This is a genomic window from Mycobacterium liflandii (assembly GCF_022354805.1).
GTDB classification, from domain to species: Bacteria; Actinomycetota; Actinomycetes; order Mycobacteriales; family Mycobacteriaceae; genus Mycobacterium; species Mycobacterium marinum.
Genome location: NZ_CP023138.1, coordinates 5,087,972 through 5,105,036, shown reverse-complemented (window position 1 = coordinate 5,105,036; position 17,065 = coordinate 5,087,972). Strand labels below are relative to the sequence as shown.

Annotated in this window: 9 protein-coding genes, 3 rRNA genes and 1 pseudogene; 7 read left to right on the top strand and 6 right to left on the bottom strand. The window is 61.5% G+C overall.

The annotated features are described in order from the left end of the window. The first annotated feature begins 24 nt into the window (after positions 1 to 24). Genes atpD through CKW46_RS22595 form a run of 3 tightly spaced genes read left to right on the top strand, consistent with a single transcriptional unit; the run spans position 25 to position 2,329 of the window. Positions 25 to 1,476 (top strand): F0F1 ATP synthase subunit beta, encoded by a 1,452-nt coding sequence (gene atpD / locus CKW46_RS22605; protein WP_011741624.1) that lies wholly within the window; start codon positions 25 to 27, stop codon positions 1,474 to 1,476. Between the two features lie 36 nt (positions 1,477 to 1,512). Beyond that, positions 1,513 to 1,878 (top strand): F0F1 ATP synthase subunit epsilon, encoded by a 366-nt coding sequence (locus tag CKW46_RS22600; RefSeq protein WP_015356695.1) that lies wholly within the window; start codon positions 1,513 to 1,515, stop codon positions 1,876 to 1,878. A gap of 7 nt (positions 1,879 to 1,885) precedes the next feature. Further along, positions 1,886 to 2,329: a DUF2550 domain-containing protein gene (locus CKW46_RS22595; protein WP_117437727.1), complete on the top strand. Its 444-nt coding sequence runs from the start codon at positions 1,886 to 1,888 to the stop codon at positions 2,327 to 2,329. A gap of 90 nt (positions 2,330 to 2,419) precedes the next feature. On the opposite strand, the gene CKW46_RS22590 is transcribed toward CKW46_RS22595, so the two are convergent. Further along, positions 2,420 to 3,013 (bottom strand): cob(I)yrinic acid a,c-diamide adenosyltransferase, encoded by a 594-nt coding sequence (locus CKW46_RS22590; protein WP_012395669.1) that lies wholly within the window; start codon positions 3,011 to 3,013, stop codon positions 2,420 to 2,422. A gap of 70 nt (positions 3,014 to 3,083) precedes the next feature. Between CKW46_RS22590 and murA the strand changes: the two genes are divergently transcribed. The 4 genes from murA to rrf all read left to right on the top strand — a co-directional run bounded on the left by murA (position 3,084) and on the right by rrf (position 9,742). Then, positions 3,084 to 4,337: a UDP-N-acetylglucosamine 1-carboxyvinyltransferase gene (murA, locus tag CKW46_RS22585; RefSeq protein WP_012395668.1), complete on the top strand. Its 1,254-nt coding sequence runs from the start codon at positions 3,084 to 3,086 to the stop codon at positions 4,335 to 4,337. A 290-nt stretch (positions 4,338 to 4,627) separates the two neighbouring features. Next, positions 4,628 to 6,158: ribosomal RNA gene (locus tag CKW46_RS22580) — 16S ribosomal RNA — on the top strand. A gap of 275 nt (positions 6,159 to 6,433) precedes the next feature. Then, a 23S ribosomal RNA gene (locus CKW46_RS22575) occupies positions 6,434 to 9,537 on the top strand. Between the two features lie 91 nt (positions 9,538 to 9,628). Continuing rightward, positions 9,629 to 9,742, top strand: a 5S ribosomal RNA gene (gene rrf / locus CKW46_RS22570). Together the 16S, 23S and 5S rRNA genes form the textbook arrangement of a ribosomal RNA operon. Positions 9,743 to 9,784: 42 nt before the next feature. Here the strand turns inward: rrf and CKW46_RS22565 are convergent. The 5 genes and pseudogenes from CKW46_RS22565 to CKW46_RS22545 form a co-directional block, all read right to left on the bottom strand. Beyond that, entirely contained in the window at positions 9,785 to 10,303 is a 519-nt protein-coding gene (locus tag CKW46_RS22565) for a methylated-DNA--[protein]-cysteine S-methyltransferase (protein WP_015356692.1), read from the bottom strand. After that, positions 10,300 to 11,787 (bottom strand): DNA-3-methyladenine glycosylase 2 family protein, encoded by a 1,488-nt coding sequence (locus tag CKW46_RS22560; protein ID WP_482052430.1) that lies wholly within the window; start codon positions 11,785 to 11,787, stop codon positions 10,300 to 10,302. Before CKW46_RS22560 ends, CKW46_RS22565 begins: the two co-directional genes overlap by 4 nt. Positions 11,788 to 11,868: 81 nt before the next feature. Continuing rightward, a complete protein-coding gene (locus CKW46_RS22555; RefSeq protein WP_482052429.1) occupies positions 11,869 to 13,488 on the bottom strand; it encodes an adenylate/guanylate cyclase domain-containing protein in 1,620 nt (539 codons plus the stop codon). A 130-nt stretch (positions 13,489 to 13,618) separates the two neighbouring features. Then, positions 13,619 to 15,223, bottom strand: coding sequence for an adenylate/guanylate cyclase domain-containing protein (locus tag CKW46_RS22550; RefSeq protein ID WP_482052428.1), 1,605 nt, complete (start codon positions 15,221 to 15,223; stop codon positions 13,619 to 13,621). Between the two features lie 144 nt (positions 15,224 to 15,367). Then, positions 15,368 to 16,942 (bottom strand): annotated as a pseudogene (locus tag CKW46_RS22545) (adenylate/guanylate cyclase domain-containing protein). Positions 16,943 to 17,065 lie beyond the last annotated feature (123 nt).

Genomic DNA, 17,065 nt, shown 5'->3' with positions numbered 1-17,065 from the left:
GCCCACGAGGAAGCGAAGAAAGATATGACTGTTACAGCCGAAAAGACTGACAAGTCTGCAAGTTCAGAGACCAGCGGCCGCGTGGTGCGGGTCACCGGGCCCGTCGTCGACGTCGAGTTCCCCCGCGGGTCCGTTCCCGAGCTGTTCAACGCTCTGCACGCAAAGATCGACTTCGGGTCGCTCGCGAAGACCCTCACGTTGGAGGTGGCGCAGCACCTCGGCGACAGCTTGGTGCGCACGATTTCGTTGCAGCCCACCGACGGCCTGGTCCGTGGTACGGAGGTCACTGACACGGGGCGGCCGATCTCGGTTCCGGTTGGTGAAAGCGTCAAGGGGCACGTTTTCAACGCGCTCGGGGACTGCTTGGACGAACCCGGCTACGGAGAAGACTTCGAGCACTGGTCGATTCACCGCAAGCCGCCGGCCTTCGAGGACCTCGAGCCCCGCACCGAGATGCTGGAGACCGGCCTGAAGGTCGTCGACCTGCTGACTCCGTATGTGCGTGGTGGCAAGATCGCGCTGTTCGGTGGTGCCGGCGTGGGCAAGACGGTGCTAATCCAGGAGATGATCAACCGTATCGCCCGCAACTTCGGTGGTACTTCGGTGTTCGCCGGCGTGGGGGAGCGCACCCGTGAGGGCAACGACCTGTGGGTCGAGCTCCAGGAAGCCAACGTGCTCAAGGACACCGCGCTGGTGTTCGGCCAGATGGACGAGCCGCCCGGCACCCGTATGCGGGTTGCGCTGTCCGCGCTGACCATGGCGGAGTGGTTCCGCGATGAGGCCGGCCAGGACGTGCTGCTGTTCATCGACAACATCTTCCGGTTCACCCAGGCCGGCTCGGAGGTGTCCACACTGCTGGGCCGCATGCCGTCAGCCGTGGGGTACCAGCCCACGCTGGCTGACGAGATGGGCGAGCTGCAGGAGCGAATCACTTCGACGCGGGGACGCTCGATTACGTCGATGCAGGCCGTCTATGTGCCCGCTGACGACTACACCGACCCGGCGCCGGCCACCACGTTCGCGCACCTGGACGCCACCACCGAGCTCTCGCGTGCGGTGTTCTCCAAGGGCATCTTCCCCGCGGTGGACCCGCTGGCATCCAGCTCGACCATCCTGGACCCCGGTGTGGTTGGTGACGAGCACTATCGGGTGGCGCAGGAAGTCATCCGAATCCTGCAGCGCTACAAGGACCTTCAGGACATCATCGCGATTCTGGGTATCGACGAGCTGTCCGAAGAGGACAAGCAGCTGGTCAACCGGGCCCGCCGGATCGAGCGGTTCCTGTCCCAGAACATGATGGCGGCCGAGCAGTTCACTGGTCAGCCGGGTTCGACGGTGCCGGTCAAGGAGACCATCGAAGCGTTTGACCGGTTGTGCAAGGGCGAGTTCGACCACGTGCCCGAGCAAGCGTTCTTCCTCATCGGTGGGCTCGACGACTTGGCTAAGAAGGCCGAGAGCCTCGGCGCCAAACTGTAGTGGCTGGTCTCCTGCTAAGTCGAAAGGTGGTGTGACATGGCCGAATTGAACGTCGAGATCGTTGCTGTTGATCGGAAGATCTGGTCGGGCGCGGGAACGTTTCTTTTCACCCGCACTACCGTCGGTGAGATCGGAATTCTGACGAACCATATCCCGTTGGTGGCCCAGTTGGTCGACGACGCGATGGTGCGCGTTGAACGCGATGGCGACAAGGATCTGCGGATCGCAGTGGACGGTGGCTTCATGTCGGTGACCGACGCCGGGGTCAGCATTCTGGCTGAATCCGCGGAGTTCGAGTCCGAGATCGATGAGGCTGTGGCCAGGCAGGACTCCGAATCCGACGATCCCCGTACCGCCGCCAGGGGTCGCGCTAGATTGCGCGCCGTCGGCGCGATCGACTAACAGCCTGGTGAGCGCGCCCATGGTTGGCATGGTCGTGCTGGTTGTCCTGTTGGGTATGGCGGTGCTTGCCCTGAGCTACCGGTTATGGAAGCTGCGCCAGGGCGGCACCGCCGGGATAATGCGTGATATCCCGGCTATCGGAGGACACGGGTGGCGTCACGGCGTCATCCGCTACCGCGGCGGCGAGGCGCGGTTCTACCGCTTGTCGAGTTTGCGCTTATGGCCGGATCGGCGGCTCAGCCGACGAGGTGTCGAGATCATCGCTCGGCGGGGACCCCACGGCGACGAGTACGACATCATGACCGACAAGATCGTGGTTCTCGAACTGCGCGACAGCACCCAGGACCGCAGACCCGGCTCCGAACTCGCGCTCGATCAGGGTGCGTTGACCGCATTTCTGTCTTGGCTCGAGTCTCGTCCTTCGCCTCGTGCCCAAAAGCGGAGCCGCTGACGGCTCTCGTTCGCGCGGTGAGTAGCGGCCCGAACAGTGGCTGCTCGACGCACCGGTCGGCAGTTCCTGTTGGAGCGCTTAGCTTCTGATCTATCCGGCGCTGGGCCTGTTGCCGCCCGGTCGCCACAGCACGTCGCCGTCCGGGTTGGCGGCTCGCGCCAGAATAAACAGCAGATCCGAGAGCCGGTTCAGATATTTCGCGGGCAGCGCACTGACGCCTTCGGGGTCCGCTTCGACAGCGGCCCAGGCTGACCTCTCGGCCCGCCGTGCGACTGTCCGGGCGACGTGCAGCAGTGCGGACAAAGGCGAACCACCCGGCAGCACAAAGGAATTCAAGGCGGGCAGGGTCTCGTTATATTTGTCACACCAGCCCTCGAGCCGTTCGATGTAGGCCTCGGTGATGCGCAGCGCAGCGTGCTCTGGCTGGTCTTGGGAGCGTTTCAGCGGTGTAGACAGGTCCGCGCCGGCGTCGAACAAGTCGTTTTGGAGCTGCCGCAACACGTCGGCGAGTTGTGGATCGGGGCTGCCCATCGCGACTGCGACGCCGATCGCGGAGTTGGCTTCGTCACAGTCTGCGTAGGCCACCAGGCGCGGATCGTTCTTGGAAACCCTGGAGAAGTCACTCAATCCTGTCGTTCCGTCGTCGCCGGTCCGGGTGTAGATACGGGTCAGATGGATCGCCATGATCAAACGGTACCCGGATGACTTACCTGGTTGACTGACAAGCTGATAGCGCTTCACTAGACTGACGCGGGTGGCGGAGCGATTCGTGGTCACCGGTGGGAACCGGTTGTCAGGCGAAGTCGCTGTTGGGGGCGCTAAAAACAGTGTGCTCAAGCTCATGGCAGCGACGCTGCTGGCCGAGGGAACCAGCACAATCACCAACTGCCCCGACATCCTCGATGTGCCGCTGATGGCAGAGGTGTTGCGCGGGCTCGGCGCCACCGTCGAACTCGACGGAGATGTGGCCCGCATTACCTCGCCCGACGAGCCGAAATACGACGCAGACTTCGCGGCGGTGCGGCAGTTTCGGGCTTCCGTATGTGTGCTCGGACCCCTGGTTGGACGATGTAAACGGGCCAAGGTTGCGCTGCCGGGCGGAGATGCGATCGGGTCCCGGCCGTTGGACATGCACCAGGCTGGCCTGCGTCAACTGGGCGCGCAGTGCAATATCGAGCATGGGTGTGTGGTGGCCCAGGCAGACACCCTGCGCGGCGCGGAGATTCAGCTGGAATTCCCCTCGGTCGGGGCTACCGAGAACATCTTGATGGCCGCGGTGGTCGCCGAGGGCGTGACGACCATCCACAATGCGGCGCGCGAGCCCGATGTGGTTGACCTGTGCACGATGCTCAATCAGATGGGGGCGCAGATCGAGGGTGCCGGCTCGCCGACGATGACGATTACCGGCGTTCCCCGGTTACACCCGACCGAGCACCGCGTGATTGGCGACCGCATCGTCGCCGCTACCTGGGGTATCGCTGCGGCGATGACCCGTGGCGACATCACCGTGACGGGTATCGATCCATCGCATCTGCAGCTGGTTTTACACAAGTTGTACGACGCCGGTGCCACCGTTACGCAGACCGACGACAGTTTTCGCATCGTGCAGTACGAGCGGCCCAAGGCTGTCAATGTCGCGACCTTGCCGTTTCCGGGGTTTCCGACCGATTTGCAGCCAATGGCGATCGCACTGGCGTCGATCGCCGACGGCACGTCGATGATCACCGAGAACGTGTTCGAGGCCAGGTTCCGATTCGTCGAAGAGATGATCAGGCTGGGAGCGGATGCCCGCACCGACGGACACCATGCCGTGGTGCGTGGTCTGCCTCAGTTGTCGAGCGCTCCAGTCTGGTGTTCCGACATCCGCGCCGGCGCCGGTTTGGTGTTGGCGGGCTTGGTCGCTGACGGCGATACCGAGGTGCACGACGTGTTCCACATCGACCGTGGCTACCCACTTTTCGTCGAGTACCTGGGGATTTTGGGAGCGGAGATTGAGCGTGTACAGTAGCCAAGGCCAAGCTCGAAGGCGCGGACTTCACTGAGAAGATCGAAAATCCGAGTTTGACTTTTCTGCCGGATCTGTATTAGGCTGGTGTGGCTGCCCCGAAGAGGGGCGAGTGCAAGTACGAAATGTTGTTTGAGAACTCAATAGTGTGTTTGGTGTTATGTTTTGTTGTTGTTTTTTTGACTACACCTTATCACTCCCGTGTGAGGGAGTAGTCGTTTTTTAGATGCCAGTTGATTGGCGTCTTGTTAGGTATCTCTGATTGTGAATTCACCTCGTTATCGAGGGGTTTTTGTTTGGAGAGTTTGATCCTGGCTCAGGACGAACGCTGGCGGCGTGCTTAACACATGCAAGTCGAACGGAAAGGTCTCTTCGGAGACACTCGAGTGGCGAACGGGTGAGTAACACGTGGGCGATCTGCCCTGCACTTCGGGATAAGCCTGGGAAACTGGGTCTAATACCGGATAGGACCACGGGATTCATGTCCTGTGGTGGAAAGCTTTTGCGGTGTGGGATGGGCCCGCGGCCTATCAGCTTGTTGGTGGGGTAACGGCCTACCAAGGCGACGACGGGTAGCCGGCCTGAGAGGGTGTCCGGCCACACTGGGACTGAGATACGGCCCAGACTCCTACGGGAGGCAGCAGTGGGGAATATTGCACAATGGGCGCAAGCCTGATGCAGCGACGCCGCGTGGGGGATGACGGCCTTCGGGTTGTAAACCTCTTTCACTATCGACGAAGGTTCGGGTTTTCTCGGATTGACGGTAGATGGAGAAGAAGCACCGGCCAACTACGTGCCAGCAGCCGCGGTAATACGTAGGGTGCGAGCGTTGTCCGGAATTACTGGGCGTAAAGAGCTCGTAGGTGGTTTGTCGCGTTGTTCGTGAAATCTCACGGCTTAACTGTGAGCGTGCGGGCGATACGGGCAGACTAGAGTACTGCAGGGGAGATTGGAATTCCTGGTGTAGCGGTGGAATGCGCAGATATCAGGAGGAACACCGGTGGCGAAGGCGGGTCTCTGGGCAGTAACTGACGCTGAGGAGCGAAAGCGTGGGGAGCGAACAGGATTAGATACCCTGGTAGTCCACGCCGTAAACGGTGGGTACTAGGTGTGGGTTTCCTTCCTTGGGATCCGTGCCGTAGCTAACGCATTAAGTACCCCGCCTGGGGAGTACGGCCGCAAGGCTAAAACTCAAAGGAATTGACGGGGGCCCGCACAAGCGGCGGAGCATGTGGATTAATTCGATGCAACGCGAAGAACCTTACCTGGGTTTGACATGCACAGGACGCGTCTAGAGATAGGCGTTCCCTTGTGGCCTGTGTGCAGGTGGTGCATGGCTGTCGTCAGCTCGTGTCGTGAGATGTTGGGTTAAGTCCCGCAACGAGCGCAACCCTTGTCTCATGTTGCCAGCACGTAATGGTGGGGACTCGTGAGAGACTGCCGGGGTCAACTCGGAGGAAGGTGGGGATGACGTCAAGTCATCATGCCCCTTATGTCCAGGGCTTCACACATGCTACAATGGCCGGTACAAAGGGCTGCGATGCCGCGAGGTTAAGCGAATCCTTTAAAGCCGGTCTCAGTTCGGATCGGGGTCTGCAACTCGACCCCGTGAAGTCGGAGTCGCTAGTAATCGCAGATCAGCAACGCTGCGGTGAATACGTTCCCGGGCCTTGTACACACCGCCCGTCACGTCATGAAAGTCGGTAACACCCGAAGCCAGTGGCCTAACCCTTTGGGAGGGAGCTGTCGAAGGTGGGATCGGCGATTGGGACGAAGTCGTAACAAGGTAGCCGTACCGGAAGGTGCGGCTGGATCACCTCCTTTCTAAGGAGCACCACGAGATACACTCCAATTGGTGGAGTGTAAGCCGTGAGGGGTTCTCGTCTGTAGTGGACGGAAGCCGGGTGCACAACAACAAGCAAGCCAGACACACTATTGGGTCCTGAGGCAACATCTCTGTTGGTTTCGGGATGTTGTCCCACCATCTTGGTGGTGGGGTGTGGTGTTTGAGAATTGGATAGTGGTTGCGAGCATCAATTGGATGCGCTGCCTTTTGGTGGCGTGTTCTCTTGTGCAATTTTATTCTTTGGTTTTTGTGTTTATAAGTGTCTAAGGGCGCATGGTGGATGCCTTGGCATCGAGAGCCGATGAAGGACGTGGGAGGCTGCGATATGCCTCGGGGAGCTGTCAACCTAGCGTGGATCCGAGGATTTCCGAATGGGGAAACCCAGCACGAGTGATGTCGTGTTACCCGCACCTGAATATATAGGGTGCGGGGGGAACGCGGGGAAGTGAAACATCTCAGTACCCGTAGGAAAAGAAAACAATTGTGATTCCGTAAGTAGTGGCGAGCGAACGCGGAAAATGGCTAAACCGCACGCATGTTTAACCGGGTAGGGGTTGTGTGTGCGGGGTTGTGGGAATGATATGTCTCAGTTCTACCTGGCTGAGAGGCAGTCAGAAAGTGTCGCAGTTAACGGAAATGGCCTGGGATGGTCTGCCGTAGACGGTGAGAGCCCGGTACGTGAAAACCCGGCAGCTGCCTAGTATCAACTCCCGAGTAGCAGCGGGCCCGTGGAATCTGCTGTGAATCTGCCGGGACCACCCGGTAAGCCTAAATACTACTCGATGACCGATAGCGGATTAGTACCGTGAGGGAATGGTGAAAAGTACCCCGGGAGGGGAGTGAAAGAGTACCTGAAACTGTGCGCCTACAATCCGTCAGAGCCTCCTCGTGGGGTGATGGCGTGCCTTTTGAAGAATGAGCCTGCGAGTCAGGGACATGTCGCGAGGTTAACCCGAGTGGGGTAGCCGCAGCGAAAGCGAGTCTGAATAGGGCGTATCCCCGTAAGGGGTGTAGTGGCATGTTCTGGACCCGAAGCGGAGTGATCTACCCATGGCCAGGGTGAAGCGCGGGTAAGACCGCGTGGAGGCCCGAACCCACTTAGGTTGAAGACTGAGGGGATGAGCTGTGGGTAGGGGTGAAAGGCCAATCAAACTCCGTGATAGCTGGTTCTCCCCGAAATGCATTTAGGTGCAGCGTTGCGTGTTTCACCACGGAGGTAGAGCTACTGGATGGCCGATGGGCCCTACCAGGTTACTGACGTCAGCCAAACTCCGAATGCCGTGGTGTGAAGCGTGGCAGTGAGACGGCGGGGGATAAGCTCCGTACGTCGAGAGGGAAACAGCCCAGATCGCCGGCTAAGGCCCCAAAGCGTGTGCTAAGTGGAAAAGGATGTGCAGTCGCAGAGACAACCAGGAGGTTGGCTTAGAAGCAGCCACCCTTGAAAGAGTGCGTAATAGCTCACTGGTCAAGTGATTGTGCGCCGATAATGTAGCGGGGCTCAAGCACACCGCCGAAGCCGCGACAACCGCAAGGTTGGGTAGGGGAGCGTCCCTCATTCAGCGAAGCTGCAGGGTAACCGGTGGTGGAGGATGGGGGAGTGAGAATGCAGGCATGAGTAGCGATAAGGCAAGTGAGAACCTTGCCCGCCGAAAGACCAAGGGTTCCTGGGCCAGGCCAGTCCGCCCAGGGTGAGTCGGGACCTAAGGCGAGGCCGACAGGCGTAGTCGATGGACAACGGGTTGATATTCCCGTACCCGTGTGTGCGCGCCCGTGATGAATCAGCGGTACTAACCACTCAAAACCGGGTCGATCATTCCTCTTCGGGGGCGTGGAGTTCCGGGGCTGCGTGGAACCTTCGTTGGTAGTAGTCAAGCGATGGGGTGACGCAGGAAGGCAGCCGTACCAGTCAGTGGTAATACTGGGGCAAGCCCGTAGGGAGAGCGATAGGCAAATCCGTCGCTCATCAATCCTGAGAGGTGATGCATAGCCGATTGAGGCGAATTCGGTCATCCTCTGCTGCCAAGAAAAGCCTCTAGCGAGCACACACACGGCCCGTACCCCAAACCAACACAGGTGGTCAGGTAGAGAATACCAAGGCGTACGAGATAACTATGGTTAAGGAACTCGGCAAAATGCCCCCGTAACTTCGGGAAAAGGGGGACCGGAATACCGTGAACACCCTTGCGGTGGGAGCGGGATTCGGTCGCAGAAACCAGTGGGGAGCGACTGTTTACTAAAAACACAGGTCCGTGCGAAGTCGCAAGACGATGTATACGGACTGACGCCTGCCCGGTGCTGGAAGGTTAAGAGGACCCGTTAATTCGTAAGGGTGAAGCGGAGAATTTAAGCCCCAGTAAACGGCGGTGGTAACTATAACCATCCTAAGGTAGCGAAATTCCTTGTCGGGTAAGTTCCGACCTGCACGAATGGCGTAACGACTTCCCAACTGTCTCAACCATAGACTCGGCGAAATTGCACTACGAGTAAAGATGCTCGTTACGCGCGGCAGGACGAAAAGACCCCGGGACCTTCACTACAACTTGGTATTGGTGTTCGGTTCGGTTTGTGTAGGATAGGTGGGAGACTGTGAAACTCCAACGCCAGTTGGGGCGGAGTCATTGTTGAAATACCACTCTGATCGTATTGGACACCTAACGTCGAACCCTGAACCGGGTTCACGGACAGTGCCTGGCGGGTAGTTTAACTGGGGCGGTTGCCTCCTAAAATGTAACGGAGGCGTCCAAAGGTTCCCTCAACCTGGACGGCAATCAGGTGACGAGTGTAAGTGCACAAGGGAGCTTGACTGCGAGACCTACAAGTCAAGCAGGGACGAAAGTCGGGACTAGTGATCCGGCACCTCTGAGTGGAAGGGGTGTCGCTCAACGGATAAAAGGTACCCCGGGGATAACAGGCTGATCTTCCCCAAGAGTCCATATCGACGGGATGGTTTGGCACCTCGATGTCGGCTCGTCGCATCCTGGGGCTGGAGCAGGTCCCAAGGGTTGGGCTGTTCGCCCATTAAAGCGGCACGCGAGCTGGGTTTAGAACGTCGTGAGACAGTTCGGTCTCTATCCGCCGCGCGCGTCAGAAACTTGAGGAAACCTGTCCCTAGTACGAGAGGACCGGGACGGACGAACCTCTGGTACACCAGTTGTCCCACCAGGGGCACCGCTGGATAGCCACGTTCGGAAAGGATAACCGCTGAAAGCATCTAAGCGGGAAACCTTCTCCAAGATCAGGTTTCTCACCCACTTGGTGGGATAAGGCCCCCCGCAGACCACGGGTTCGATAGGTCAGACCTGGAAGCACAGTAATGTGTGAAGGGAACTGGCACTAACCGGCCGAAAACTTACCAACACAAAAACGCTTCGCAACCACATATCCATGTTCTTAGACAATTACTGTCGAAGAACACCACACCCCCCATCAGCATAAATTTAAATAGAGTTACGGCGGCCACAGCGACAGGGAAACGCCCGGTCCCATTCCGAACCCGGAAGCTAAGCCTGTCAGCGCCGATGATACTGCCCAGCTCGAGTGGAAAAGTAGGACACCGCCGAACATACACAAAAACACCCCCATACTCTGGGGGTGTTTTTGTATGTCAACAATCGAATAACGTCAGATCCGCCCGCACAGTCAGATCCGCCGGCACACACGCCCTCTCCAACTCCAACAACGCCTGCTTCCGATCAAGGCCACCCCCATAGCCAGTAAGCCCCCCACTGGCACCAATCACACGATGGCACGGAACAATCACCGCTACCGGATTACGGCCATTGGCCAGCCCAACCGCACGAGCCGCACCCCGCGCACCAATCCGCTCCGCAATTTCGCCATACGAACGGGTTTCGCCGTAGGGAATTGTCAGCAGTGCCTGCCAGACGCGTCGCTGGAACTCGGTCCCACGCAGGTCTAACGCCAGATCGAAGTCGAAACGCTCACCAGCGAAATAGGCGTCGAGCTGGCTCACCGCATCGGCGAACGCCTCATCATCAACTTCCCACCCGACGCGGCTAGGTTCGTAGGTCTGGTCGACCATCCGCAGATTGGTCAACACGCCGTCATGCCCGGCCAGGGTCAGCGGTCCTATTGGGCTATCAATGATGCGGTAGTGAGTCATGCAACCTCCCGTGGTGGCCAATCGTTTACCGAATGCTCGAGTGTGGTCCAAAGGTGTTGGGTTGCATACGAACGCCAGGGACGCCAGCGCGCACTGCGGTCCAGTAGATCCGGTTGACGCTGGGGCAGGCCCAACTGTTTCGCGGCCAGCCGGACGCCAAGGTCTGCGACCGGAAACGCGTCCGGGTCGCCCAGCCCGCGCATGGCAATGACTTCCGCGGTCCACGGGCGGACTCCGGGGATATCGAGCAGCTGCTCTCGCGCCGGAGTCCAGTCGCATCCGGCGTCCAGGTTCACCCTTCGGTCGGCGATGGCGTCGACCATCATGCTCAAGGTGTGCTGTCGGGTCTTGGGGACGGCCAGATGGATTGGGTCGATTTCGGCCAGGTCCTGCACCGACGGGGAGGTATGAGTCAAGGTTCCGCCTTGATCGTCGATGGGTCGGCCGTAGGCGGTGACCAGGCGGGCCGCGTGGGTACGCGCAGCCTTGGTCGACACCTGTTGTGCGAGCACGGCGCGCGCGGCGAGTTCTGCCTCGTCCACGGTGCGGGGTATGCGCTGCCCAGGTGCCGTGGCCACTACCGGGCTCAGAGCGGGGTCGCCACTGAGGGCCTCCACAACAGCCTCCGGGTCGGCATCAAGATCGAGCAGGCGCCGGCATCTGGCCGTGGCGGCCGCGAGGTCGCAGAAATCGTCGAGCACCAGTAGACACCGGACGTGGTCGGGCGCGGGTGTCAGCGTGACGATGCCATTGCCGGACGACAGTCGCAGCGTGCGTCGATAGGCACCATCACGGACCTCCTCACAACCCGGCACGGCCCCGGCGGCGAGGTGGCCGAAGACACCCTGGTAGGCAAAGGGGGTTCGCACCGGCAGGCGCAGGGATACCGTTCCCGGCGAGGTGGCGGGTGCGCCGAACCGCGCGGCAGCGTGTCGACGCAACGCCGTTGGTGTGCTGTCGCAAACCAGGCGGATGGTGTCATTGAACTGCCGGATACTGGAGAACCCGGCCGCAAACGCCACGTCGCCGAAGGGCAGATCGGTAGTCTCGATCAGCACCCGTGCGGTCTGCATCCGTTGGGCGCGGGCCAGCGCGAGGGGGCCGGCGCCGACCTGAGCCTGCAGCAGGCGTTCCAGCTGGCGTGTGGTGTAGCCCAGACGCGCGGCAAGCCCGGTGACACCTTCGCGGTCCACGGTGCCGTCGGCAACCAACCGCATCGCTCTGGCGACGATGTCGCCGCGCATGTTCCATTCCGGCGAACCCGGTGACGCGTCAGGGCGGCAACGTTTGCAGGCCCGGAAGCCCTCACGTTGAGCTGCCGCGGCTGTTGGAAGAAACCGCACGTTGCGGGCGAACGGTGGGCGAACGGGGCAACTCGGCCGGCAGTAGATCCGGGTGGTCAGCACCGCGGTCACGAACCAGCCGTCAAACCGGGCGTCCTTGGATTGGACCGCCCGATAGCAGCGTTCGAAGTCTTCGTGCACCCTTAGAGGATTACACCTGCGCAGCGTCATGACTGGCGGAAAACGACATCAAAGTGAGCTGACAGCGGTCTCCGGCGACGGCTATGGGCGTGGGCTGCTGGCGGGGATGGCCAGGCGGGTCGGCCGGTCGCGGCCGCGAAGTGTCACCGTCTCCGCCAAATTCCAATGGGCACGTTCGGTTTCGGTCGCTCCGGCTACCGTTTCCGAGGATGCCACTAGGCGGGCGGAATACGATTTGGCCAGTTCACACAGCCGGGCCGCCTCGTTCACCGGTCCACCGATCACGGTGTATTCGAACCGCTCATTGGCGCCGACATCGCCGGCGACCACTTGTCCTGCGGCCACGCCGATGCCCGCCCGGCACTCCGGCACCTCGGTGCAGAGTCGCCCGGCGATGGCCCGTGCGGCGCTCAATGCCGCGACTTCGGGGCACTCGAGTGGATTTGGCGCACCGAAGATAGCCAGGGAGGCGTCACCTTCGAATTTGTTGACCAGGCCGCGGTGACGCTCCATCTCATCGACGATCACCGCGAAAAATCGGTTGAGCAACTGCACCACGTCTGTGGCCGGCCGGTTGCTCACCAGTTGTGTCGAGCCGATGATATCGACGAAAACAACCGCAACATAACGCTCTTCGCCGCCCAGCTGCGGCGGCTTTCGTTCCGCGGCCGCGGCAACTTCGCGTCCGACGTGGCGGCCGAAAAGGTCGCGGACGCGTTCGCGCTCACGCAGCCCCTCGACCATGGAGTTGAAGCCGCTCTGCAGCTCGCCGAGTTCGCTGCCATCGAAGACCACAACATCTCCCCGTAGGTCCCCTCGTTCGACGCGCTTGAGTGCGGCGCGCACGACCCGTACCGGGGTAGCCGTCAGCCACGCCGAGATCGCGATCAGCAACAACCCGAAGACCAGGGTTGCACTGGACGCAATCAATACGCCCACGGCGAATTCCACCTCGCTGAGGTGCAACAACGCGATTTCGAACACCGCCAGTAAAGCGATGCCCACGACCGGCACGCCCGAACCGAGCAGCCAGATCAGGATGGTTCGCCCCATGATGCCCGAGACGATCCGTCGGGGTGGGGGGCCTGTTTCAAGAGCTTGAGCGGTCAGCGGCCGCAAGGCGAACTCGGTGAGTAGGTAGCTGCCGGTGGCCACCAAGATTCCGCAAAAGCTGACCGAGAAGAGATATTTCGGGATAAAGCGGATGTCGATCAGGCCGTAGAGGGTGGTGAACAACAACGTCCCCAGTCCCCACAAGAACAGGTGGACAGCCGCGATTCGGGACGGAACCAGGAAGGTTTCACGACTCTCGGCGCGGTTGGGCGGGCGGCCCTCGATGTACCAACGCAGGGCCCGAACGGTGTTGGAGGTAATCCAGAAGCTTCCGACCACAAATGCCGTCACGTCATATCCGGCTCCGACGCCGAAGGTGAGCCATCTCGGCGCCTCGGTAATGACGTTGGGCTCTGGGATGGCCACGAACACCAGCAGCAACGCGACACCTATCGCGACCAGGCTCGCGGCCATGATGGATGAGGTCAGCCTGAGCTGGATGCGGACTCGCCGGCGTTGTGGAGTCTCCGTCAACTGTCCGAGCAGCCGGGAGCCGTACGCATAGTTTTCTGTTAGCTGGTCGCTCTGCTGGGTAATCTTCTCCAACGCTCGACGCAAGCGCTGGACTACCGTGTTTGTGGCGACCATGGTGGCGCAAGCCTAGTTCCTTGACGGCTGTTTGAGGCAGGAATTTATTCGCCACATCGCCGGGTCCGTCTCGGTGTGGACAGGGAGTCGGGGTGGTCGTATGGAACTGGACTCCCAGCGCGGCCAGGTTTCAGATGGGTGCGGCCAGGCGGGTGGGTTGGTCGTGGCCGCGTAGTGTCACGGTCTTGCCGACAGACCAGAGCGCACGTTCGTCGTGGCTGGCGCCGTCGGGTGCGGCCCCTGACGCCAGCAACCGGCCCGGGTGGTCTTTGGCGAGCTCGCACAGGCGGGCGGCCTCGTTGACGGGTTCGCCGATCACCGTGTACTCGAAGCGCTCCTTGGAACCGACGTTGCCGGTCACCACCTGTCCTGCCGCCACGCCGATGCCCGCCTGGCATTCGGGTACTTCGCTGGCCAGCCGTGCGGCGATGGTTCGCGCCGCGGCCAGGGCCTGATCCTCGGGTCGCTCGAGGTGGTTGGGCGCTCCGAAGATCGCCAGCGATGCGTCACCGGCGAATTTGTTGACCAGCCCGCGATGGCGATCCACCTCGTCGACGACCACCGCGAAAAACCGGTTGAGCAGCGCGACGACATCGGCCGGCGGCTGGCTGGTGACCAATTTGGTGGAGCCGACGATGTCGATGAAAACCACGGCGACGTGGCGTTCTTCGCCGCCGAGTTTGGGCCGTTCCCGTTCGGCGGCGATCGCCACCTCGCGCCCGACGTGGCGGCCAAACAGGTCGCGCACTCGTTCACGCTCGCGCAGGCCGTCGACCATCGTGTTGAAACCGCGTTGCAGCTCGCCGAGCTCTGTCCCGTCGAAGACCACCAGATCCCGCTGCAGGTCGCCGTTGGCCACCCGATTGAGGGCCGCACGGACCACGCGCACCGGTGTCGCGGTCAGCCACGACATGATCCACATCAGGATGAAACCGAAGATCAATGTGCCCGTCGACACGATGACTACACCGATAGCGACCTGGACCTTGGTCAGGCTCCCCTTCACCAACTCGGAGATCGCCATCAGGTTGATGCCGACGAGAGGCCCGCCCGATCCGAGCAGCCACACCATCATCGTTCGGCCCATGATTCCCGGTGCGAAGCGTTGCGGCGGTGGGGCCGCCTCCAGCGCTTGCGCCGCGACCGGACGCAGTGCGAACTCGGTGAGCAGATAGGCGCCGGTGGCGACGAGAACCCCGCAAATACTCACCGTGAAGAGAAAGCGCGGGATGAACAACGGGTTGGCCAGGCCGTAGAGGATCGTCGACGCCACCGCCCCGACGCCCCACAAGGTGGCGGTGGCGAGCGCGACTTGCCGCGGCACTCGGAAAGTGCTGCGCGCATCAGCGTGGCTGGGCGGACGTTCCTCGAGCGCCCAGCGCAGCGTCTGAACGGTTCGTCGGGTAATCCAATACGTCCCCAGCACCAGCGCAACCACGATGTAGGCTGGCGCCACCACGAACGTGACCCACCACGGTGCGTCGGTGAACACGTTCGGTGCCGGAATGGCGACGATCGCTATCAACAGGACGACGCCAATTCCGACCAAATTCGCGAATACGATGACGCTGGTCAGAATGACTTGGATGCGTATCCGCCGGCTGCGCTGGTTTTCCAACACCTGCCCCAGTAACCAGGAGCCGTAAGCGGGCGGCTCGGTTAGTTGGTCACCTTTGTCGATTACCTGCACGAATACTCGGCGTAAGCGCTGCCCCACTGCTGTTGTGGACACCATGGTGGCGCCAGCCTAATTCCTTGAGCGAGGTATCCGGCCGAAGATGATCCCGACGCCGTGTGTCGCGTTCCGCTGGCCAGTCAGCACATTCGAGCTGATGGGATCCCTGTCGGGAAGTGGCGTGGGATGCCAGCGCCATGGGTTTCAGATGGGTGCGGCCAGGCGGGTGGGTTGGTCGTGGCCGCGTAGTGTCACGGTCTTGCCGACAGACCAGAGCGCACGTTCGTCGTGGCTGGCGCCGTCGGGTGCGGCCCCTGACGCCAGCAACCGGCCCGGGTGGTCTTTGGCGAGCTCGCACAGGCGGGCGGCCTCGTTGACGGGTTCGCCGATCACCGTGTACTCGAAGCGCTCCTTGGAACCGACGTTGCCGGTCACCACCTGTCCTGCCGTCACGCCGATGCCCGCCTGGCATTCGGGTACTTCGCTGGCCAGCCGTGCGGCGATGGTTCGCGCCGCGGCCAGGGCCTGATCCTCGGGTCGCTCGAGGTGGTTGGGCGCTCCGAAGATCGCCAGCGATGCGTCGCCCTCGAATTTGTTGACCAGCCCGCGATGGCGATCCACCTCGTCGACGACCACGGCGAAAAACCGGTTGAGCAGCGCGACGACATCGGCCGGCGGCTGGCTGGTGACCAATTTGGTGGAGCCGACGATGTCGATGAAGAACACGGCGACGTGGCGTTCTTCGCCGCCGAGTTTGGGCCGTTCCCGTTCGGCGGCGATCGCCACCTCGCGCCCGACGTGGCGGCCAAACAGGTCGCGCACTCGTTCACGCTCGCGCAGGCCGTCGACCATCGTGTTGAAACCGCGTTGCAGCTCGCCGAGCTCTGTCCCGTCGAAGACCACCAGATCCCGCTGCAGGTCGCCGTTGGCCACCCGATTGAGGGCCGCGCGGACCACGCGCACCGGTGTCGCGGTCAGCCACGACATGATCCACATCAGGATGAAACCGAAGATCAGCGTTGCCATCGACACGATGAGTACCCCGACCGCGAACTGGGTCTCCGACAGGTTGCGCAACGCAATCTGGAAGATGGCTACCAGGGCGATGCCGACCACCGGAACTCCCGAACCAAGCAGCCACACCATCATGGTTCGGCCCATGATGCCCGAGGACAATCGCCGTGGCGGCGGCCCCGCCGCCAACGCCTGAGCCGCGACCGGACGCAAGGCAAACTCGGTGAGCAGATAGCTGCCGGTGGCGACCAGCACCCCGCAGAATGTCACGGCGAACAGAAACCGTGGGATGAACATGGTGTTGGCCATGCCATACAGAGTCGTCAGCAGGACCGCTCCGGATCCCCACAGAATCAGGTCGACGACGGCCACTCGCCACGCGGCCAGGAATGTGTTGCGCTCGTCCTCCGGCGTCGGCTGGCGTTCCTCGATCGCCTATCGCAGGGCAAGCACCGTCCGTCGGGTGATCCAATACGTTCCCAGCGCCAGCGCAACCACGATGTAGGACGGCACCACCACGAACGTGATCCACCACGGTGCTTCGGTGAAAACGCTCGGTGATGGGATTGCGACGGTCACCAGCAGGATGGACACCGCGATCCCGAGCAGATTCGCGACCACGACCATGACCGTCAGGATCGTTTGGATGCGTATCCGTCGGCGTTGTTGGCTCTCCGAGACCCGACCGAGCAGCCATGAGCCGTACGCCGGTGTCTCCGGCAGCCGCCCGCTTTGACGGGTCACCCTTTCGAGCACCCGCCCCAGGCGCTGCGCAACGCCCTTCGTGGCGCCACTCTTGGCGCCTTTCTTGCTGCCCGTCTCGGCCGGTCTTCGTCGACGGCATGGTGGCGTCAGCCTAATTTGTCGGGCACGCTCTAAGGTGATTCG